Source organism: Acidovorax sp. (genome assembly GCF_046294525.1).
GTDB lineage: Bacteria > Pseudomonadota > Gammaproteobacteria > Burkholderiales > Burkholderiaceae_C > Acidovorax.
This window is the reverse complement of record NZ_JBKBKQ010000037.1, coordinates 16,240-37,435: the sequence shown is the minus strand read 5'-3', so window position 1 is coordinate 37,435 and position 21,196 is coordinate 16,240. Positions and strand designations below refer to the sequence as shown.

The window sequence follows — 21,196 nt, the reverse complement described above, 5'->3', positions numbered from 1 at the left end:
GCTCTCGGTGAAGGTGTCGGCTCCGCGCATGGATGGCTTGTCTTGTGGTCGGGGGCCTTGATTGTCGTGGCTGTGTCTCAGCGGCGGAGGGACTGCGAGAGGTATTTCAGCAGCCTGCTAGGAGTCTGCGCGGCAGAAGGAGCATCGGCTGCAACGTGCGATAAACCGGTCTCGCGCAGTACTACCGCCTGCGCCCAGGGGTCTTTCCTGGGCTTGTCGGTAGCACCACGCGATCCTCGGTTTTCGCGCGTTTCGCTTCGATGCCTTCTGCCGCGCAGACTCCTAACCCCGCTGCCTCAGGTCTTGCCGTCCAGCCACTGCACGGCGGCGTCCAGAACCGGGTCGCCCCCGCCCATGATGCGCTGCACGAAGCCCGCGTCCACGGGCACGCGCAGGTCGGGTTCCACCCCCTTGCCGTGCACGTAATGTTCGCCGTTCGCGCCGATCTCGGCCACGGTGGGCGCATGCAGCACCACCTCGCCGGGCAGCAGCACGCGCGTGGTCAGGCCCACCATGCCGGGGGTGGGCTCCGTGGCCACGATGTGGGCGCGCCCGGATTTTTGCAGCCAGGCCGAGAACACTTCACAGGGGCCCGTGCACTCCTGCCCCGTCAGCAGCACCAATGGCGCGCCGTAGTGGTCGCTGCCTTGGGTGTACAGAGGCAACTGGGGCGGCAGGCCCAGGCTGCCCCGCGTGCGCCAGACCTTGGTGGTCGCATCCACCTGGCGCTGTGCATAGGCCTGCAGGCGCAGCGGGCGGTCGTACGAAAAGAAGGACGCCGCGAAGTGCGGCACCAGCTGGTAGGCGCTGTGGTTGTTGCCCCGCAGATCCAGAATCAGCCCGCGCAGGCGCGACTGGTTGGCGGCGGCCAGGCTGCGTTCCCACGTCTCCAGGTTGCCCCCGCCGTCCGCAAACGAATTGAAGGCGATGTAGCCGTATTGCCTGCCCGTGTGGCTGCGCAGCTGAAAGGCCGACAGGGACTCGTTGTTGGGCGCGCGGGCAGGAGGCTGGGGGCTCTCGGCGATGCGCTGGCGCAGGTCCAGCGTCAAGTCGTTGCCGTCCTGGCGCACCTTGAGGGTCATTGCATCGCGGTCGTTGGCCATCATCCGCAGGGCGTCGTGGCGGCGGCCCGCCTCGGTAGGGCGGCTGGAAGTGCGCGACACGCGGCCCAAGAAGCGGGACACGCTTTCGCCGTTGACCTCCAGAATCTCGGCGCCCGGCCGCAAACCTGCCAGCGCTGCAGGTGAGCCCGGCGTGACGCTGCTCACCAGTGCGCGCCCGTCCGGCAGCCACCACACGCCCGGCACGGGCAGGGGCATGGTGCCGCGCGGCCGCCATTGTTCAGACAGTCCCACGTCCACGCCCTGCTGCCAGCTGGCGGAAGAGGCGGCGCCCCCACGCAGGTCGGCGCGGAACAGGCCGTCCTGCAGCTGGGCGCCCAGGGCGGCATAGGCCTGGCCCAGCGCCCTGCGGTCGCGCTGGTCGCTGGCCTGGCGAATGCGTTCCGCCCACTCTGCCTGCAGCTTGTTCCAGTCTGTGGCTGGGTTGTTGCGGAAGGGGTAGCGCTCTTGCATCAGGCTGGTGAATGCCTTGAAGGCATCGCCGGGCGCCAGCCGCGCCAGGTCGATGTCCGTGGTGGACTGCACGCTGTATTGCGGCAGGGCCACCTCGCGGCTGCGGTCAAAGCTGAAGCCTCGGCTGTCGAGCGTCACCACGGTGTAGCCCCGGGGCAGGCGCACCATGGGGTCGTCTGAAGTGAAGAGCCGGCCGTCGGCACCAAAGCCGGAGGGAAATGCCACGCCCGCTTCGCTGGCCCACACCAGCAGTTTGCCGCCCACGGGCTCCAGCGCCAGATCGGGTTGCAGCGGCCATTCCAGCTGGACCGAGCTGGACGCGAGCATGGCATGTTGCTCGATGGCATCCAGTGCGCGGCGGCCGGCACGGCGCGGCAGGTTGGAGTGCACGGACAGGGCGTAGACCTTCACCCCGGCCCCCGCCGAGCGCGTGCGCCCGGTGCTCAGGTCGAACAGCGTGCCGGGGGGCGTGTGCGGCAGATCCAACGACACGGCGGAACTGTCGGCACGCGGGCTGGCCAGCAGCTGGTCTTGCGGCGGCGTGGTGTGGGCGGGCTGGCGCTGCACAAAGTACGCCCCCTGGTCGAGCAGGCCGACCAGCGTGTTGCTGACCGAGATGGCGTCGCCCGCGTTGCGTTCCAGCACCGCGATCAGCCGCGTTGGCCCCCCTTCGTCGCGCGCCATGACGGCCGGGCCAGACGGCGGCTGTGTAGGGGCGTAGCCGCGGTTGTTCCACATCTGCCGCCCGGTATCCACCGCCTGGCGGCCCGTGGAAAGCACCTGCTGGCCGGTAGAAAGCGCGGCCTCTCCACGGTTCACCACCTCGGCCGCACGCCCGATGTCGCCAAAGGAAAAGCCTTGCGCCTGGGCCACCGAAGCAGATGCCATCAGCATGGCGGCCGCAGCCATCGCGGCAGTCACACCGGTGGACATGCCGGCCCATGCTGCTGTCCGCTGGCGCAGCCATGCGCTGCGGCGCGCGGGCGACTCTGCGTGCATCCCGGGGCCGGTGGCGCCAGAGCCGGACAAGGGGGGGAGTGGGCGGCAGGGAAGGGTGTTCATGGCGAAGGATTCAAGGCATGAGCGGGCGTGCGGACGGCACGGACAAGTTCCTGGTGTCCCGAGTTAACGAACCTCTCGCTCGGGACACCAGGCCTTCAGGCGTAGCGAATGGCGAAATCGTTGTCGACGGCGCGCACTTCGATTCTTTCAATGGACTTCCCGTCCACGGTGGCCTGCAGGAATTCCATGGCCATGCGGGGCAACAGGTTCTGCGTGAGGATGCCGTCGATCATCCGGGCCCCGGACTCGACCTCGCTGCAGCGCTCGCGGATTAGCTGCACGGCGCTGTCGTCAAACTCGAACTGCGCACCGTGATTGGCTTGGATGCGTGTCTGGATGCGGCGCAGCTGAAGGCGGATGATCTGCTCCAGCATCGCGTCCGAGATGGGGTAGTAAGGCACCACGGTCAGGCGGCCCAGCAGTGCTGCGGGGAACTTGCCGAGCAGGGGCTCTCGCACGGCCTTGGTCAGGGCCTCGGGCGAAGGCATCAGTTCGGGGTCGTTGCACATGCTCGCGATCAGGTCGGAGCCTACGTTGGATGTGAGGATGATCACCGTGTTCTTGAAGTCGATGTAGCGGCCTTCGCCGTCTTCCATCCAGCCTTTGTCGAACACCTGAAAGAACATCTCGTGCACATCGGAATGCGCTTTCTCAATTTCGTCCAGCAGCACCACGCTATAAGGCCTGCGCCGCACGGCCTCGGTCAGCACACCGCCTTCGCCATAGCCCACATACCCGGGCGGCGCGCCCTTGAGCGTGGACACCGTGTGCGCCTCCTGGAACTCGCTCATGTTGATGGTGATGAGGTTCTGCTCGCCGCCATACAGCGCTTCGGCCAGCGACAGCGCGGTCTCTGTCTTGCCCACGCCCGAGGGTCCTGCAAGCAAGAACACACCGATGGGCTTGCCAGGGTTGTCCAGGCGCGCGCGAGCCGTCTGGATGCGGCGTGTGATGGCCTCCAGGCCATGGCGCTGGCCGATCACGCGGCGCTCCAGCGTCTGCGCCAGACCCAGCACGGATTGCACTTCGTCCCGCACCATGCGGCCCACTGGGATGCCCGTCCACTCTGCCACCACGGCAGCGATGACGTTGGCATCCACCACGGGGTGCAACAGCGGGTCATCGCCCTGCAGTGCGGCCAGCTCCAGGCGCAGCTTTTCAATCTCCTGCGCAGACAGAGAGGCGGGCGCATCAAGGGCTGTGCTGGACGATGGGTGTGCACGCTCCGCAGGCGGATTGCCATCGGCCAGGGTGCTTGCTGGCAGCGTTGAATCCGATGGCGCGGCCGAGGTGGCGGCCTGGCGCCCGGCCAGCAGAGCCGCTTCAGCGGCAACGATGCGTTCGGCCAGTGCGCTCTCCTGCGCAAGTCGCTGGGCAAGGGCGGCGTGGTCGGTGTCCAGCCGCTCCAGCTGGGCCAGCAGCTCGGCCAGCCGATCTTCATGGGCGACGCCCAGCGCGGCCTCCCGCTCCACGACCTCACGCTCCACCCTTAAGGCCTCCTGCTGGCGCGTGACTGCTTCGAGGCGGGCGGGCGTGGCCGTGAGCGCCATGGCCACCCGGGAGCAGGCCGTGTCCAGCAGGCTCACGGCCTTGTCCGGCAGCTGCCGCGAGGGAATGTAACGGTGCGATAGGCTGACGGCCGCCTGCACGGCTTCGTCCGCAATGCGCACCTTGTGGTGGCCTTCGAGCTTGGCGGCCACGCCGCGCAGCATCTGGACGGCCTTGGGTTCGTCCGGTTCATGGATGTGGACCAGCTGAAAGCGCCGGGTCAGGGCCGGATCCTTTTCGATGTACTTTTTGTACTCCTCCCACGTGGTGGCGCCGATGGTGCGCAGCACGCCGCGCGCCAGCGCGGGCTTGAGCAAATTGGCTGCGTCGCCGGTGCCTGCCTGCCCACCTGCGCCGATCAGCGTGTGGACCTCGTCGATGAACAGCACGATGGGGGTGGTGCTGGCCTGCACTTCGTCGAGCAGCGAGCGCAGGCGGTTTTCAAACTCGCCCTTCATGCTGGCGCCGGCCTGCAACAGGCCCACATCCATCACGCGCAGTTGTACTCCGCGCAGGGGCGGCGGAACGTCGTCACCGGCAATACGCAGTGCCAGACCTTCCACCACGGCGGTTTTGCCGACGCCGGCCTCTCCCACCAGGATGGGGTTGTTCTGCCGCCGCCGCATCAGGATGTCGATCATCTGGCGCACTTCCTCGTCGCGGCCGGTCACCGGGTCCAGCTCGCCCTTGCGGGCACGCTCGGTCAGATCGACCGTATAGCGCTGCAGCGCTTCTTGCTTGCCAGCGCCCGGCGCAGACGTGGCGCCGCTGGCTTCGCCGGGCACCCCTTGCAGGCCGGAGCCGTCAGACGCCTTGAGCGCCGTTTCGGGTGAGCCGGGCAACAGCTTTGCAAAGGCGTCGCTGAGTGCGGGCTCGTTGATTTTCTCCAGTTCCTTGGAGATGGCGCGCAGTTCGTTGGCCAAGGTGCGTGTGCGCAGCATGCCGGAGAGCCAGTACGCGCTGCGGATCTGCGACTCGTTGAACATCAGGGTCGCGTACACCCAGCCGCGCTCGATGGACATTTCGATCTGGTCGGAGAAGTCGCTGATGGATGTGGCGCCGCGCGGCAGCCGGTCTAGGCTGCGCAGCACGTCGGCCGCGAGCTGCGCCGCATCCACGTCGAAGTGGCGAAAGATTCGCAGCAGGTCGGAGTCGTTCTCCTGGAGCAGCTGGTGCAGCCAGTGCACCAGTTCTACATACGGGTTGCCGCGCAGTTTGCAGAATACGGTGGCGCCTTCCAGCGACTTGAACAGAAGAGGATTGAGTTTGCCAAACAGGGCCAGGCGGCTGATTTCGGACATGGGACGTGATGCGAAGCGTTGAAAAGAATACGGGTTGGGCACGATGTGTGCGGTCAGGGAGAGCGGCTGCGCAGGGGTGCATGCCCGCGCACAGGGCGGCCGCGCTGCTGTATCCAGGATTCAGGGTCCATGCGGAAGTCGTCCGCGTCATGGGTGGCAGGCGCGCTCATTACCCATGTGGTCCAGCCCAGGCGGGCGCCGCCCCCCAACTGGGCGGCAGGGACTTCTTCACGGCGCAGTACCAGCTCGAAATCCCAGGCGTACGCGATGCCCAGATAGTTTCGAACCCAGTCGACCAGCGCCTTGAAGTCCGGCTGGCCGGGCAGGAAGCGTTCGTACTGCGTGAGGGTCATGGGGCCTATCCGCAGGCGAAACTTGCTTTGGGCGTCGGGCACGCGTGCGCCAACCACCGTGTCCACGCCGAGTTGCGAGTTGCATGGCAGGCGCGACAGGCGTGTTTGCTGCGAGGGTTCCAGCGCCAGAAAGTGCAGGCAATACTCCTGCAAGTCCACCTTGACGCCAAAGTAGCTGCCAATGGCGCGCTGCAGCCCCTCAGGGTTGCGGGTGAACCGCGTGAGATGCCCCGCGTGGTGCAGCTTGGCATGGTCCGACACGGCGTCACGCTGGCGCGCAGAAGGCTCACCGATGCCGACGATGCTGCCCAGGTGCCGCCCAAACATGTCGTCGCCCACGCGGTCCAGCGACACCGTAGGCTGGGCATCGGCCCAGGCGCGGAAGAACAGCAGCAGCAGCCTGTGGTGAAAGATGTCGGAGAAGCGAGCAAGGGTCGGGTCGTCGTGTTGCCGAAGGCGTTCACGCACGTATTCCGTAAGGTGGGTGGGCAGCGGGCCATTGGGTCCATACAGGCCGAAGCTCCACACCGTCATGCGTTCGGGGTGGCCACCGATGGCTGGGAGGATCTCTGCAATCGTGGCTGGTGCAAATGCCAGCGACGGGTCTTGCCCCAGCCGGATGGGCTCCGCCTTGGGCCGGGCTGCCCGGCCCAGACGCGGCATGTCGACGTGGCGGGCCTGCAGCCACCGCAGCGTGAAAAAAAGATCGAACGAATGCGGTGAACGCCGCAGCCGCTGCCACAGGTCGGAAGAGCGGGCGGAAGCGGCCACAGGCGAGGACGGTGCCGCTGGCTCTTGCGATAGCGAAACCTGCGGGAAGAGCGTGCGCGCGTTCATAGTGCGGGCCTTTGGCCGGGACGCACTTCCCACTGCGCAACTTTGCCGCGCTGGCGCGATTGCAGGGACAGTTCCGTGAAGCTGTTCACGCCGACGTGGCGTGCAAAGAACCGCTCCAGCACTGACACCAGGGGCCATGCGCTGACCCCCGCGAAAGACGCTTCGTCGACGGTCAGTTCAATGCCAACACCCCGGCCGTACACCAACTGCCGATGCTGTGTCAGGCGGCGGGTGATGGGGCGGACGCTCATTTCCTTCAGACCTGCCACCTGGCCAGCCAAGGCGTGGTTTCCCAATGCCAAATAGAGGCCCATCAACTCGCGCAAGGTGGCGGCACCTTCCTCGTCGGAAAGGTCCGTCATGGCGAGGTAGTTGAGGGACAGGTGGGATATCAGCCTCCAGGTGATTTCGTTCTCGGCAATGCTGCCCACGGGACGCGAGGGGCCGGTCACGGTGCGAATGTGACCGATGGGGGCCGATTCGATGGTCGTGAAGTCGCCTTCAGGCCGATTGACGGGCATGAGCAGCGGAAGGTCCCGGTTGGTGCACAAGGTGCGCACCGACAACTGCTTGAGGTCGTCGGAGAAGGGTGCGGCCCGCTGATCCACCAGCGACAGGAACGCCTCGCTGCCCAGGTACTGCGTGCGGGGGCCAAAGCGCACCGCGTGCTCCGAAAAGAGACGGGGTTCGCGACGCACAGCGAAGTAGGCCTGGTCCTCCGGACGTATGCCGTGCACCGAGGTGTACAGCGGTACGAACTCGCGGTCGTTGACCTTGCCCTCCTGGTGGCCCGTGACGCTGAGCACGTTGTAGACCTCGAAATCGCGTGGCCGGGTGCGCTCCATCACCACGTGGTATTCGTTCACATCGGACGATACGTGGATCCGGTCCGCCATCCGCTCAAAAAGATTGATGGCGGGGGTGCAGTGCAGCAGGAATTTCTGATGGTCCACCACGGCTTCCAGGTCTGGCTGGGCCTTGCGCAGCAGCAGCGTGATAGCCACGCGCTTGGCCGGGACTTTGCGGAGCGTTTCGGCCAGGCCGCGGATTGAGAAAAATCGGAACCGCGGCGGAAATGCAAAGTATTCGTGCAATAGCCGGTGTCCCTGGAAGGCCCGGTGCGAATACGGGAGCAGCGCCTGCGATTGCTCGTAGCCCTCGGCATGCAAGGCATGTGCGGGCAGTTGGCCGTACACCCTGGCGGGATCTTGCGGGTCGTGCACCACGATGCTGAGGACGGACTGGTGCAGCAATTCCTGCAGGTGGGACGCTACAGCATCTGTCGCGTGGATGTAGAGGTCAAGGCGGTCCATGGTCAGGTGCGCGAACTCCATGGCACCCTGGGTCGCCAGCTCAAACCGCAGATGACCCGGCGCGTCGGCCGGAAGGCGCATGCGGGACAGCGGCAGGTCCAGGGGGGCGCCTCCGAGCGTGGCACGCAACAATGCGATAGGCCACAGGGTCACGTCATGGCCGGTACGGAAGTCGCAGGGCGTCTGGTCCTCCGCAGCCTTGCGAGACCGCAACATGCTTCCTGCGGGAAGACAGAAACCGTCCGCGACGTTGCCTTCGACTTCACTGGGGGACATCTGCACCACCACCATGGACGGTGTGGGAGCCAAGTAGTGGGGGCACACCATCTCCAGGATGCGCTGGGACAGCCGCGGGAACTCGGCGTCCATCTTCATCTGTACCCGCGCCGTGAGGAAGCTGAAACCCTCCAGCAGCCGCTCCACGTAAGGATCCGCAACGTCCAGGTCGCGCAGCGCGAGGCGCCCCGCCACCTTGGGGAACGCAGCGGCAAACTCCGCGCCCACTTCGCGCAGGTAGGCCAGCTCGCGGTTGTAGTACTCCACCAGGCGGGGATTCATCGGGCGGCTCCCACACTCAGCTCCTCAGATCGGAAACGACGACCTGGCCGGTCTCCAGGTCCAGGCTGGTCTTGAGCAGGAGTTCCAGCGGATAGGGCATGGACCAGAATTGGCAGCGAATCTCGAATTGCAAGGTGTTGTGGTGGTTCAGGGAGTCAAAGGACGGCAGGAGCGTGACGGCCAGGGTTTCCGGCAAGATACGCGGCTCGAAAGTCAGGATCGCTTGCGTCACATTGAGCTCGACATCCTTCCAGTCGAGGTCTGAAAGAAGCTTGCCGGCGAGCGGAGCCATGCCGTAGTTGAGCGTGGAATGCTCAGCGTGGGACAGACCATCAAAATCGATGTGGCCCGATGCATTGCTCGCATTCAGCAGCCAGCCCAGATCGCGCAGCAGGGCAGCGCGCAGCCTTGAATCTGTCACGTAGACGGCGTCGGCCTGCTCGGTGCGTTGGGTCGGCTCATGGTCGGTGAGTCGGTCGAGCAGGGCCGGTTGCAGGCGGTCCTTCTCCGTGCCTGTTCCGCTGATGCGCCGGGACAACATGGCGTGTGGTCGTCAAACGTTGAAGGAGATGGTTCGCACGTCGAGAACGGCATGGTCACCCTGGTCGGTGATCAGCACCTTCTGGCCTCGGCCGGCCACATGCTCTTCGCCCAGTTCGGTCCACTCCGTCCGGCGCCCCAGCTTCAGTCCGTCGTCGTCCTCGGCGTGCAAGGGGTAGCGCGCCGGCGCAAGGCCTCGCAGCGTGCTCTCGTTCACCAGCGTCAACTCGGCGGGCTGCCATACGACGTCGCGCAGATCCTGGGGCTTCTCCAGCACCACGCTGCGCAGTGCGGAGTAAGGAATCCAGTAGTAGCAGCCGTTGGTATAGAACTCGAAGATGGGCCCAAGGCGCGAATCGGAGTCGCACAGCCATTCAAACGCCTCTGCGTTGATGGCGCCGGAGATGGCAGGCGCCATCTCCAGAGCGCGTGCACGTAGTTCGCAAGCCGCCTGGGCTGAGGATTCCGTCTGCGCTTTCAGTGCATCCACCATGTAGCTCAGCCACTCGGGCGGCTCGCCCATGATGTACGGGGTGCGTGTGCCGGCAAATACCTCCGCGCGCAGCATCTCGCAGCGCATGGCTTCGCGGTAGGCCTGCGCCATGGGCAGGGCCTTGGGGTCCAGCTGCGCGCAGACCTGCAACTGGGCCAGCGCCTTGGTCCAGTCTCCAAGCACCGCCAGCAGCTGAAAGTAAAAAGTCCGCAGCGATGCCTTGGAGGGATCGGAACGTATGGCCTCTTTGACTTGGTCGAGCTGCTGGGCCAAAGGCAGGTGAGAGTCGAAAAGTGCTGTGGTCACGGAGTTGCTCATGAATGCGAGGCTGTTGTGAAAAGGGGCGGGCGGGATGTGCTCTCGGTAGCAAGACGGCGCGTGCACGTACATGCTTGGCAGAAACGTGTTCAGCGGTCTGCGAGGCGTGCGTGACCAGCAGGCGGCGGCAACTCTGCCCGCCACCTTCTGGCGCTGGCCGTTATTGCAACCGATATGTGTGCGGCACGCAAAGTGCGCAAGCGCTCTGGCAAACGGGTTTGCCAGAGCCTCGTCAGCACTCAGTTGCCGGCTTCTTTGACCGAGGGGAGCTTGGACACCAGTCGCAGCGACACCGTCAGGCCTTCGAGCTGGTAGTGAGGGCGCAGGAAGAACTTGGAGGTGTAGTACCCGGGGTTGCCTTCCACTTCGTTCACTTCCACCTCTGCGGCGGCCAGCGGCTTGCGCGCCTTCGTCTCCTGCGAAGAGTTCGAAGGATCTCCGTCCACGTAGTTCATGATCCAGTCGTTGAGCCAGCGCTCCATGTCACTGCGTTCCTTGAACGAACCGATCTTGTCGCGCACGATGCACTTCAGGTAGTGCGCAAAACGGCAACAGGCAAACATGTATGGCAGGCGCGCCGACAGGTTTGCATTGGCCGTGGCGTCGGCATCGTAGTATTCCGCAGGCTTGTTCAGCGACTGGGCGCCGATGAAGGCGGCGACGTCGGAATTCTTGCGGTGCACCAGGGGCATGAAACCGTTCTTGGCGAGCTCGGCCTCGCGGCGGTCGCTGATTGCGATTTCCGTAGGGCACTTCATGTCCACGCCGCCGTCATCGGTGGGGAAGGTATGGGCAGGCAGGTTTTCCACGGCACCGCCCGACTCGACACCGCGGATGGAGGTGCACCATCCGTAGTACTTGAATGAGCGGTTGATGTTCACTGCCATCGCATATGCGGAGTTGGCCCAGCAATATTTGCTGTGGTTGCCGCCGGCGGTCTCTTCTTCAAAATCAAATTCATCGACCGGGTTGGTCTTGGCGCCATAGGGCAGCCGCGCGAGGAAGCGGGGCATGGCCAGACCGATGTACTTGGAGTCGTCTGACTCCCGCAGGCTGCGCCAGGCTGCGTACTCCGTGTTAGTGAAAATCTTGGTCAGGTCACGGGGGTTGGCAAGCTCTTGCCAGGAGTCCATCTGCATCAGCGCGGGCGATGCACCTGAAATGAAAGGACAGTGCGCCGCGGCGGCCACCTTGGCCATTTCCCCCAGCAACTCAACATCCGGCGGACTGTGGTCGAAATGGAAATCTCCCACCAGGCACCCGAAAGGCTCGCCGCCAAACTGGCCGTACTCTTCTTCGTAGACCTTCTTGAAAATGGGGCTTTGGTCCCAGCCCACGCCCTTGAATCGGCGCATGTTGCGATGCAGCTCCTTCTTGGAGATGTTCATCACGCGGATCTTGAGCATTTCGTCCACCTCGGTGTTCGTCACCAGGTGCTGCAGGCCACGCCATGCGCCCTCCAGTTTCTGGAACTCGGCGTGGTGAATGACCAAGTTCACCTGCTCGGACAGCTTGCGGTCAATTTCCGCGATGATGGCCTGCACCGTTTGATAGGCATCGTTGGAGATGGTGGCCACCGAGGCCAGTGCTTGCTGGGCCAGCGTTTGAACAGCAGCCTCGACGGCGTCGCGGGCCTGGTCCGTCTTGGGCTTGAACTCCTTGTTCAGCAAAGAGGCGAATTCGTGCCCCTCCAGAGTGTGGGCCGCGTTGGATTCGGTGATGGGAAGTGCGCTCATGGGTGAGTTCCGTTCGCTGTTCTGCCTCAAGCGGCGTCGTTTTGTACAGAGCCTTCCACGGTGTCCGTGGCAGGTTTGGCACCTGCGGCCAGGGACTTGAGCAAGGCCGGGTCTTGCAACACCTTGCGGATCAACTCCTCGGCGCCTTGCTTGCCATCCATGTAGGACAGGAGGTTGTGCAACTGGGTGCGTGCCTCCAGAAGGCTGTTCAGCGGGCCGATGTTCCGCGCCACGGCGGCGGGAGAGAAGTCGTCCATGCTCTCGAACGTCAGGTCAACGCTCAGATAGCCCTCGCCAGTCAGCGTGTTGGGTACGAGGAAGGAAGCGCGCGGTTTGATCGACTTCATGCGCGCATCGAAGTTGTCGATGTCGATGTCGAGAAACTTGCGGTCTGCGATTTCAGGAAGGTTCTCCAGCGGCTTGCCGGACAAATCGGCCATCACCCCCATCACGAAGGGAATGTGCACCTTCTTTTCGGAGCCGTAGATCTCGACGTCGTATTCAATTTGCACCCGCGGAGCCCGGTTTCTTGCAATGAATTTCTGCCCGCTCTTCCCCACCTTGGTAATTGACATGTTCACCTCTCAAGTTGCCTGAATCTAAAAACCTGGGTCCGCCATTGACGGGGTGACTGGCCTGGACCTTTCCCTGGTTCAAATGCTTACAAAATTGTGTGTAACCACCACAGTCCACAACAGCCGACATACCGTTTTGCGTCCTCAAAAGAGGGCTTGTTTGCCCGACACTGCAAGCGCAAAGTTATTCAGCGGGAGTTACCACTCCTGTGAACAGTTACAAGCGAAACTTCTGAGAACTTTGCGTGAAGCGTCGTCCCTGTAAAGACGTAGTTCAGTATCTGAGGCTTCAAGGTCCTGACTGTTACAGTTCGTAGGTTCGCTCAGTGGGCACCGTCGCTTTGAGTACCGGTAATCACTTCGATCTGCTGCAGGCTTTGCGGCGCGAGCTCTCGCAGAATGTCGATGAACCCCATGCCCATGAGCCGGGCAGATCGCCTGATGAGTAGCGATGCGGGATTGGTCGGCTCCGTGGATTCCAGGAATTCCGCGATCTTTACCAACTGCCGGATGGCGTCATCCCTTGTTCGGATCTCAAGGGAATCCGTGCGCTGTGGTGGCACAGGAATGCTTGCGCTTGCCTGCTCGACCGGTGTGATCCCATCGATCTCTGTGCCTCGCTGGGGGAGAAGGTCGGCCAGTAAAGCGATCAGCGATTGAATGTTCCCAAGGTCAGGGTGCTGGTGGTGGGGCAGCTTGTCTGAGCAGATCTGATGGATTCTTTCTAAAGACGCTTTCGCGCCAGGGAGGGCCATCAAGCGTGGATCCTCCCGTTTCAGCGCATCGTCTAGACCCAGTCGCAATTGCTCAACGGTGAGCTGGGGGTTGGAGTCTGCCCGTTGGCCTCTGGCAAGTACCTCTGCGTCGCGAACGGTGAAGTTGCCGAACGTGGATTTGATGAACTCTGTCTGCCGCAGCTCGCGCAGCAGGCCTGCCACGTCGTTGAGGATGGCGATGGCGTTCATCCGCATGAAGTAATCGTCGTCTTCTGCCACCGGGTGTAGGGTGTCCCAGTACCTCTCCAGTAGCGCGGCCATCAGCTCAAGGCCCTGCGCCAAACCCTGCAGGCCAGCCGTGTTCGTCCACGACCTGCACAGCAGGCCTGCAATCCGCATGTCCTTGCTTTGGCGCAGCAATTGCCCGGCGCTGTTTTCGACAGCCTGCCAGTCTGGCTCTTCCGCCGGAATGATGGTGTCGCCGTATTGCTGTTCAAGTTTCCCTCGCGCCGCCTGTTCCAGCGCCAGGAACTCCGGTGCATAGGTCATTTCGGGGCCGCAGGGCGGGTTGGATTCCGCTTCGTGTAGAAGGGCTTCGATGTCGATCATGGGAATATTGCGTTCAGGAGGGTGTGGCCGCGGGTTTCTGTTCGAAGTGCGACTGGTTCGAGAACAATTGAGAGAACAGATCCCTGTTGAGCGAACCGCGGTGCATGAGGTCCCGGTATCCCGTACGTCCGGTGGGAGATACCCACCAAAGGCTGCGGTCAGCCTGGCCGAGCAGGTAGTCGCGCCATTCACTGCGGGGAAGTTCGACCTTGTCTTCCGTTGGCTGCTGCGCGTACGAAGCCTCGCTGAGGTTGGAAAGGATGTCGTCAATCAGAGAGGGCTTGCGCACGTCCGCGCGCCGTCTTTCATAAGGGGGCGTAAGGTAGGAGACGCGTTCGTCCAACTCTTCTGCGGACCATGCCAGGCGCCGGGCGTCAACGATGGCGGCGCGGGCTCCGGCAAAAAAAGTCCTCAGTCTGGCGTCGTCCGCCAGCGCAGCGTCCGTGTGGGGCGCTGCGGCCAGAATGGTCAGCGGGTAGTAGCGGCCGACCCGGTCCATGCTGGGCGCTAGGGCTCCCAACACCACGGCACTGCCGGTGACGCGGGCGGCTGCCGCAAAGAACCACACGGGCGCAGACACAAACACCTCTGACCACGTTTCAGGGCTCACGCTTCGGAGTTCGTCCATGCCTGCCCGCACCCAGTTGTCCCATTCCGACTCCAGCGCGTGGGGCATGCGGCGGCCGACGAAATCCCCGAGGCTGGGGAGCTTCCCGTACCACCCGGCCGCCACATGGCCAGCCCCTTGACCTGCCCAGTCGCTCAGAGGTTGTTCGGGCATTCGAACTCCTCCATGGCCTTCAGGCGAAACGGGTTGAGCACACTGCTGGTGGTGACTTCGAACCGGACCCTTCGCCCATCTACGTTGAAGATGGCCGTGAATTTCTCGGGCGCGTTGCCGGGCAGAACTTGCGCACGATCAAACAAGCGGTGCAGGGCCCAGGGGCCTTCCGTCACCAGTCCCGAGTTTTCGGCGCCAGCCGCCGTTATCTGCAGGCGCACTTGGCCTGTGCCGCGCGTGCCGGGCCAACTGATGGATTTTGGAATCTGGGGGCCGTGCTGGTAGCGCAGCACGTCTCCGTCAACGTCCAGCACCATCTGCGAGATTGAAGCGTCCATCTCGATGGGCTTCACATCCAGGCGGATACCGGGCGCTTTCCCGCCTGCCCGGAAAAATACGTCCCGTATCGTTGCAGCCTTTTGGAACGAGGCGAGCGAACCCGATCCCCCCACCGGGGTGCCGTCAACACCCTGCTTGAAGGTCCAGGTGGCGGTGGAGATATCGACCATGGGCTGCAGCGTGCTGCGGAAGAACTCGTCCATCGTTCCACCTGCGGCGAAGAGTTTGGAAAAATCATCAGCCGTCACGTCGCGTCCGGCACTGCGGGTGAACGGGTAACGTCCCAGGATGGCTCTGCGGCAGAAATCCCCGATGGTGGCGTTCAGGTTTCCGCCAATGGTGCTGCGCACGTCCCGACCCACCATCGTGGAGGTCGCCTCCGCCAAGTCGTCGTACATCACATTCAGTGGTGGAGGCAGGCGCTTCGCCTCGGCCCGCACCCTTTCGAGCGTGGACGACAGGGTGGGTGGTACAGTGCCGCCTGCTTTCACCTGCTGGCGCGCTGCCGCGATCACTGCGGAAGCTTCGTTGAGAACCTGCAGGCTCTGGGTTAGTGGTGTGGGCCCGGACCCATTGCTGGTGGCCAGGCGGCGGTACTCGCGGAACCGGAAATCCACGATGTCCGCCTCCAGCGTTCCGCTGGGTGTCAGACCGCCCACATTGACCTGTTTTCCGGTAAGCCGGCTCAGCTGTCGCTGTTCCTCCCGGATTCGGTTGAGCTTTTCGCCCAGCCAACTGCTGGTGCCAGCGCTGTTGCCGCCATCTACATCGGGCCGCCTAGCCAAGGTGGTTTCGCGAGCAACGGCGCGAATGAACTGTTCCAGGCTGGAGTTGGCAGCCGAGTACAGCCGGGCCTGCTCGCCTGCCTGGTCCAGCGAGCCGATGCGGGTCGGGCGCACGTCGGCCAAGTAGTCTTCCCACAGCTTGGCGTACTCCATCAGATACAGGCGCTTAACTTCGTTGGCCATCTGGCCTGTCAGAACTTCCTGGGTGGTGCTTCGGCGACCATCTGCTTGGCCGATCACCCAGCCTTCTTCTTTGGAGAGCAGGGTGGTCACTTTGGGCACTTCGTGCAGAAAGACTCCGTGGTAACCGTCGTATGTGAACAGTCCAGATATGCCCTGCGTCAGAGGGCGGCCGCTGCGACGGCTGAATACCTGGGGCGCCTCAGGGCCGCTCGCTCGGACGACATTGAAATCGGCCGGAAGGTTGTTGCCGGAGGCGAGCATCTGCTTGAGGCGACTGTATGCACGCTGTGCTGGCGACATTTGCGCGAGTCGCTGCCGCACCTCTGCCACGAGGGCGTTGTCGATGGGCGTCGTGGCTAGAACCACGCGCTCATCCATCAGGCGGTCCAGATGATGGGAGAGCCTCTCTCCCACACCCGCCTGCACCAGCTCGGGGGTCAGGCGGGACTCCCATTCGTGCCGGATCCAGGCCTTGACGGCGCGCGCGTCGAAGCGTTCCGCATCATGGACCATCAGATAGGCCTTCAACGCCTCGTAGCTTGCCTCAGGATTGGTGGTGGACGTCTGCTGCAGCGAACTGCGCAGCTGCCGGACGATGCCGGGCAACCAAGCATCTTCCAGCAGGCGCAAATACGTGGTGTCTGCGGCAGTCTGGACCTTGGGCACCTGGAGCAGTCCCCAACGCCAGCTGATGGGCGGCGAACCCGTGTAGCGTTCGCTGGCTGCCAGCGATTCAGCGTGGTCCAGCAGCGGCAGCAAGGCCACCAGATTGTCGAGATCCGCGTTTTTGGCTTCCTCCACCGCCTGGCGCAGCGTTGTCACGCTGTCTTTGACCTCGTCCAGGTACGCAAGGTTGTTGCTGTTGCTGATGCTCCATGCCAAGGCGGCGCCAGCAAAGGCAAGTGCCAGGCCGATCAACCCGCCGGCCTGGAGCAGACGAAGTTGCCGCTCCTTTTTTGCGTTTCGGCCCGTCAGCCCGGCCTCGTTGAACATCACTCCCTTGAAAAGGGTTTCAATGAAAAAGCTCTTGCCCTGGTGTCCGCCGAGCGGCTTTGTAGGGCTGCTGACCGCGAACCGACGCTTCAGTGCGGACAGGACCCGATCGAACGGCATCCCCTCCTGCGTGCCGCTGGTGAAGTACACCCCTCTGAAAAGCGGCTTCTCCTTGAAGCGCGAGGATGAGAAAGCACCTTCCAGGGTCTGCCTCACCACGTCCCGCAAGCCTTCGAACTGTTGAGGCAGGGCGTAGATCAGCCCGCGCCGTGCCAGGTCGGGCTCCGCCAGCAGGCGCTGGGGAAGCAGCCGGTTGATCTGGGAAACAAGGGCGTCGAATTCAGATGTGAACTGCGCTGTGGGAGCCAGGCTGGTCGCAGATTCTTTGTAGGGCTGGGTGAAGCCCCAGACCTGAGCCCGTTCCTCTCGGGTCATCTGGCCAAAAAACTCGTTGAAACCTGCCAGCAAGTCCGCTTTGGTGACGAGCACGTACACAGGGAATTTGATGGCGAGCTCTTCGCACAACTCGCCCAGCCGCAGACCAATGGTCTTGGCCAGATGCGCACGCTCGGCTTCATTGCTGCTCAGCAACTCTTGCACGCTCAGCGTCACGATGACGCCATTGATCGGCTGCCGCCCTCTGAAGCGCTTTAGCAGTTGCAGAAAGCCCGACCATGCCACCTTGTCCTGAACGGCATCGCTTTCCTGAGTGGTGTAGCGGCCCGCCGTGTCCAGCAGCACTGCCTGGTCCGTGAACCACCAGTCGCAGTTGCGTGTTCCTCCGACGCCCCGGATGGAGCCTTTTCCAAACTGGTCCGCCAATGGGAAGTTCAGTCCCGAGTTGACCAGCGCCGTGGTCTTGCCCGAGCCGGGTGAGCCGATGATCAGGTACCACGGCAGCTGATAGACGTATCGCTTGGTGAAGCGACCCAGGAGCCCGCTTTCCGTTTCGCCGAAGCGCGTCTTGGACAGTACCTGGATGGCTTCCTGGAAGCGGCCTTCGAGTTCCGCCACTTCTTCATGGCCGGGTGACAGACTCTCAGGTGTGTCCCGGCCTGCAGTCAGTTTTGCCAGCTGGCCCAGCAGCTTGTCGTTCATGCGCTTGGCTCGCCACCACTGCAGCAGCAGCTTGATGAACCACACCACAAACAACGCTGCAATCAAGGACCAGCGAACGGCTTCGCTCTCCAGTGGTTGATAGGGCTTGATGTAGACCAGTGGACCAATGAACCAGATCACAAGGCTCAGCAGCATCAGCCCACAGAACACCAGCGTGTGCCGGTTGAAAAGCAGTGCGGCCATCTTTCTCAGGATGCTCATTTCCGGGTGCCTTCGACACGGGGGAGGGGATTGCCAATGGCTTGAAGCTCGCTGTCGCGCACCTGTGGGGCGACCATCAGAATGATTTCCACGCGCCTGTTCCTTGCCTTGCCTTCACTGGTCGTGTTGGGAGCGACGGGGTCCGCTTCGCCGCGGCCTTCCGCACGCACGCGGTGGCTGTCGCGCACCGTGCGCAGCAGCATGTCGGAGACGGACTGGGCGCGCTCCTGAGACAGGTGCCAGTTGGAGGGAAAGCGCGCTGTGCGGATGGGGGATGTGTCGGTATATCCGTTGACCACCACCTTTCCAGGGACCTCGTTGAGGGCGATGGCGACCCGCTCAATCACCTGGACATAACGGGGCTTCACTACCGTAGAGGCGGGATCGAACAGTCCATCACCGCGCAGGATGATGGTGCTGCGATCTGCCTGGTCGATGACTTCCACCAGGCCCTCTCTGATCTCCGGCTCCAGGAACTGGCGCAGCCGTGGTTTGTCCACTGTGGCGACGGCAGCGATTGCTTTGGGGAACCGGATGCCGTTGATGGCTGCGAACAAGGCGTCGGACTGCGCTGCCAGCCGGTAGCTGAACCAGAGGAACAGCAGGAATGCCAGGAGCAAGGTCAGCGCCGCGGCCACCCACAGCGGCACCATCGTCCATGGAGGGGCGGCCTTGCGGTCCTCACCCTTCCAGCGCAAAGACAACGCGCTGCTGCGGTCTCCGCGCGTGCTTTCAATCAGTGCCAGCAGCCGGGCTTTGAGCGTTTCCAACTGGCTGCGGCCGTTCTCTATCACCCGATAGCGGCCTTCAAAGCCAAGCATCAGGCAAAAATACATGAGTTCAATGAGGTCAATATGCTGATGCGGCGTCTGGACCAGCTTGGCAAGCAGCTGGAAGAACTTCTCGCCGCCCCAGGTCTCGTTGTGCAAGGCCACCAGCAGGCTGTATTTGGGCCACACGCCCGATCCGCCCCATGGGGTCTGTGCTGCGGCCTCGTCCACCACGGTGCACAGGCAATACCGTGCGCCGATCACCGTTTCAATAGGCACTCCGGCCGCTCCGGCGCCGCGCTCAAATTCACGGATATTGGCCAGAAGAAGACGCTGGAATCCCTCCGGGTCCGAATTGGAGGCCATGGCGCGAATTTGCGGAATCAGATTCAGCAGCGCGTTGGCCGATGCGACCAGTGGGTTGCCCCCGCTGATGACATCGGGCAGATCGGTGCGCGCGGCGGGCGCAGCGGGCATGGAGGAATCCATCAGCCCCGGAATTCCATCGGTAGCCAAACCGCCAGCGGACGAGGCAAAAAAGTTGTCCGTCATTTGCATGGTCATAGACATGGATTACCTGCGGATTGCCCAGAACTCGAGCTGCAGTTCCGGAAATTCGCCAGATACGTGCATGGCCAAGCCACCGGAGTTGTTCAACTGGCGCCACAGGTCGTGGGTCGTATCGACTTCGAAATAGGAATAGCCGGCGTGGTAGGGGATCTCGCGCGGTGCGACCGAAAGCGAGCGCAATATGACGCCGGGAAGGTGCAGGTTGACCAGATCCCTGATCTTCTCCACCGGGCCGAGCTTGGTCTGGGTGGGAAAGTGGGTGCGCAGGAATTCCACGGTGGTCTGCGCGTGCACGGCCAGCACGAAATCGCAGGTGGTCAGCAGTTCGGTCGATGGAATCAGTGCAACCCGCACGCCATACTGGCGCTCCTGCAACTCGATCTGGATGGCGTTCTGCTCCAGCACAGAGGACAGGCCGCGGCGCAGCTCAAGCATCAAGGGGGGAAAACAGCTGCGCAGGTCGTCATGGTCGTAAGCGGGCATGGCGGCCGGCCTGCGCTGCTCGCGGGTGAATGTGGCCAGTTCGCCTGCCATCTTTAAAAGGTCGTCAAACAGACGCTCCGGATGGATCGTCCTGGTCCGCACCCAGTGCTCAACGGCCGGCTCCCACCGGTTGATGTACTGCAGCATCAGGAAGTCGCCCACTTCACCCACGCCGCCGCGCCCGGGTTGTATGAGACGTTCCTCCAGCGCGGCGCCGCGCTGCTTCAACAGGCCATGCAGCTCCTTGCAATACTGAAAGAGGACCGAGGTCTCGGAGTTGTTGACAACGGTCGGGATGAACGAGCGGTCCACGAACGCCGCCCCATCAGATTTGCGCTCCACCACATGGGCGACGGGTAGCGAAACCCATCCGTCCGACAGTTCGCGTGTGGGGCGGAGGCTGAAGCGGACCTTGCCAATTTGAACTTCTGCGGGCTGCGCGCCCACATCGTTCACGTCAGAGACCTCCAACACCTCGGCCTGGTAGCGGGTCATCCCGGTGTCGGTTTCGCTCAACGTCACTTCTGCGCCGCTGCGGCGGCGCAGCGGCAGCGACAGATGAATGATGGCGTCCTTGAGGTCTTTTCCCACATCCAGCGGCGGGGGCGCGTCATCAACCTGGGGAATGTCGAATGGCGTTCCGTCCGGCATCACGCCCTTGGCCGAGAGCACCGCAATCTTGCCGAGGGCCAGCATCTGCGAGTCCAGCGTGAGTTCGGAGAACCCCCAGTAAAAGGCTTGGGCGGGCAGGCTGCGGCCTTGCACCAGAAAGTCGATGTATCGCTCTTGTTGTTGAAAGTGCTGTGGGCGCAGGAACATGCCTTCAGCCCACACCACTTTTCTCTGCCAAACCATGGTGTTACCTTGTTGAAATTTGATGCTGGACGCGGACCGCGTCGCGTGAAACCGTGACGAGGTAGTGCACCGGCTTGAGGCGCTCCGTTTGGCCCAGGCCCCACCAGCGGCGTCGCATCTCCACGGAGTTGGGGGCGTCCACAGATGCGCGCCAAGTGCTGCGCTCCAGGTCCCGGTATGCGGCAAAGAAACCGAACGCCCGCACATCTGGGTTGCCCTTGCGCTCGATGATGCGGCGCTCGCCGGGCGTGATCAGAAACTCTTCGCGCCGGACAAAATCGCCGCCCAGCTGACTTTCGTCCTTATCCTGAAGATCAAAAAAGCTGGATCGCTCAAAAGCCGCTGGAGCCCGCAACTCGTAGATGCGCAACAGCACTGGTTTCGGTATGCCGTCGATGTCTGGATTGAGGCTTCGCTCGGAGACGATCTCAATGATGGCGGACGGCACGGCCGTCGGTGTCTCGGTGGGTCTATTGAGCGTGTTCACAACGCCGCAGCCCAATAGGCCCCACCCCGCTGCAATAAGAAGCGTGATGCGAACGACAGCTTGAGCGCAATATTTGGTTGATGTCATTGGGAAGGTC

At 63.2% G+C, this 21,196-nt stretch carries 14 protein-coding genes; all 14 read right to left on the bottom strand.

The genetic code is table 11. The annotated features are described in order from the left end of the window. Window positions 1–296: 296 nt before the first annotated feature. Entirely contained in the window at window positions 297–2,636 is a 2,340-nt protein-coding gene (locus ACK4HJ_RS21695; RefSeq protein WP_409835423.1) for a S41 family peptidase, read from the bottom strand. 95 nt (window positions 2,637–2,731) lie between these two features. After that, window positions 2,732–5,485, bottom strand: a complete 2,754-nt coding sequence (gene tssH / locus ACK4HJ_RS21690) for a type VI secretion system ATPase TssH (RefSeq protein WP_409835421.1) — start codon at window positions 5,483–5,485, stop codon at window positions 2,732–2,734. Window positions 5,486–5,538: 53 nt separating this feature from the next. Continuing rightward, a complete protein-coding gene (gene tssG / locus ACK4HJ_RS21685) occupies window positions 5,539–6,675 on the bottom strand; it encodes a type VI secretion system baseplate subunit TssG (RefSeq protein ID WP_409835419.1) in 1,137 nt (378 codons plus the stop codon). Beyond that, entirely contained in the window at window positions 6,672–8,546 is a 1,875-nt protein-coding gene (gene tssF, locus ACK4HJ_RS21680) for a type VI secretion system baseplate subunit TssF (protein WP_409835417.1), read from the bottom strand. The genes tssG and tssF overlap by 4 nt, the downstream gene beginning before the upstream one ends. 16 nt (window positions 8,547–8,562) lie before the next feature. Then, window positions 8,563–9,087, bottom strand: a complete 525-nt coding sequence (gene tssE / locus ACK4HJ_RS21675) for a type VI secretion system baseplate subunit TssE (RefSeq protein WP_409835416.1) — start codon at window positions 9,085–9,087, stop codon at window positions 8,563–8,565. Window positions 9,088–9,099: 12 nt separating this feature from the next. Continuing rightward, on the bottom strand, window positions 9,100–9,885 hold the full coding sequence (locus ACK4HJ_RS21670) for a type VI secretion system accessory protein TagJ (RefSeq protein ID WP_409835414.1): 786 nt from the start codon (window positions 9,883–9,885) through the stop codon (window positions 9,100–9,102). A gap of 251 nt (window positions 9,886–10,136) precedes the next feature. Continuing rightward, the gene (gene tssC / locus ACK4HJ_RS21665; RefSeq protein WP_409835412.1) at window positions 10,137–11,633 is read right to left on the bottom strand and encodes a type VI secretion system contractile sheath large subunit; all 1,497 of its coding nucleotides are present in this window, start codon (window positions 11,631–11,633) and stop codon (window positions 10,137–10,139) included. 26 nt (window positions 11,634–11,659) lie between these two features. Then, window positions 11,660–12,208, bottom strand: a complete 549-nt coding sequence (gene tssB, locus ACK4HJ_RS21660) for a type VI secretion system contractile sheath small subunit (RefSeq protein ID WP_409835410.1) — start codon at window positions 12,206–12,208, stop codon at window positions 11,660–11,662. 323 nt (window positions 12,209–12,531) lie between these two features. Then, window positions 12,532–13,533, bottom strand: a complete 1,002-nt coding sequence (gene tssA, locus ACK4HJ_RS21655) for a type VI secretion system protein TssA (RefSeq protein WP_409835408.1) — start codon at window positions 13,531–13,533, stop codon at window positions 12,532–12,534. A gap of 13 nt (window positions 13,534–13,546) precedes the next feature. Then, window positions 13,547–14,314, bottom strand: coding sequence for a type VI secretion system-associated protein TagF (gene tagF, locus ACK4HJ_RS21650; protein ID WP_409835406.1), 768 nt, complete (start codon window positions 14,312–14,314; stop codon window positions 13,547–13,549). Beyond that, the gene (tssM, locus tag ACK4HJ_RS21645) at window positions 14,296–17,934 is read right to left on the bottom strand and encodes a type VI secretion system membrane subunit TssM (RefSeq protein WP_409835404.1); all 3,639 of its coding nucleotides are present in this window, start codon (window positions 17,932–17,934) and stop codon (window positions 14,296–14,298) included. Before tssM ends, tagF begins: the two co-directional genes overlap by 19 nt. Next, complete coding sequence (locus tag ACK4HJ_RS21640) at window positions 17,931–19,262, bottom strand: DotU family type VI secretion system protein (RefSeq protein WP_409835425.1); 1,332 nt, start codon at window positions 19,260–19,262, stop codon at window positions 17,931–17,933. The genes tssM and ACK4HJ_RS21640 overlap by 4 nt, the downstream gene beginning before the upstream one ends. 15 nt (window positions 19,263–19,277) lie before the next feature. Next, window positions 19,278–20,612, bottom strand: coding sequence for a type VI secretion system baseplate subunit TssK (gene tssK / locus ACK4HJ_RS21635; RefSeq protein ID WP_409835402.1), 1,335 nt, complete (start codon window positions 20,610–20,612; stop codon window positions 19,278–19,280). Between the two features lie 4 nt (window positions 20,613–20,616). Beyond that, a complete protein-coding gene (gene tssJ, locus ACK4HJ_RS21630; RefSeq protein WP_409835400.1) occupies window positions 20,617–21,186 on the bottom strand; it encodes a type VI secretion system lipoprotein TssJ in 570 nt (189 codons plus the stop codon). Window positions 21,187–21,196: the final 10 nt, after the last annotated feature.

Coding starts and splice junctions, on each gene's coding strand:
- ACK4HJ_RS21695 (WP_409835423.1), bottom strand. CDS start 2,636: ATGAACACCCTTCCCTGCCGCCCACTCCCCCCCTTGTCCGGCTCTGGC.
- tssH (WP_409835421.1), bottom strand. CDS start 5,485: ATGTCCGAAATCAGCCGCCTGGCCCTGTTTGGCAAACTCAATCCTCTT.
- tssG (WP_409835419.1), bottom strand. CDS start 6,675: ATGAACGCGCGCACGCTCTTCCCGCAGGTTTCGCTATCGCAAGAGCCA.
- tssF (WP_409835417.1), bottom strand. CDS start 8,546: ATGAATCCCCGCCTGGTGGAGTACTACAACCGCGAGCTGGCCTACCTG.
- tssE (WP_409835416.1), bottom strand. CDS start 9,087: ATGTTGTCCCGGCGCATCAGCGGAACAGGCACGGAGAAGGACCGCCTG.
- tssC (WP_409835412.1), bottom strand. CDS start 11,633: ATGAGCGCACTTCCCATCACCGAATCCAACGCGGCCCACACTCTGGAG.
- tssB (WP_409835410.1), bottom strand. CDS start 12,208: ATGTCAATTACCAAGGTGGGGAAGAGCGGGCAGAAATTCATTGCAAGA.
- tssA (WP_409835408.1), bottom strand. CDS start 13,533: ATGATCGACATCGAAGCCCTTCTACACGAAGCGGAATCCAACCCGCCC.
- tagF (WP_409835406.1), bottom strand. CDS start 14,314: ATGCCCGAACAACCTCTGAGCGACTGGGCAGGTCAAGGGGCTGGCCAT.
- tssM (WP_409835404.1), bottom strand. CDS start 17,934: ATGAGCATCCTGAGAAAGATGGCCGCACTGCTTTTCAACCGGCACACG.
- ACK4HJ_RS21640 (WP_409835425.1), bottom strand. CDS start 19,262: ATGCAAATGACGGACAACTTTTTTGCCTCGTCCGCTGGCGGTTTGGCT.
- tssK (WP_409835402.1), bottom strand. CDS start 20,612: ATGGTTTGGCAGAGAAAAGTGGTGTGGGCTGAAGGCATGTTCCTGCGC.
- tssJ (WP_409835400.1), bottom strand. CDS start 21,186: ATGACATCAACCAAATATTGCGCTCAAGCTGTCGTTCGCATCACGCTT.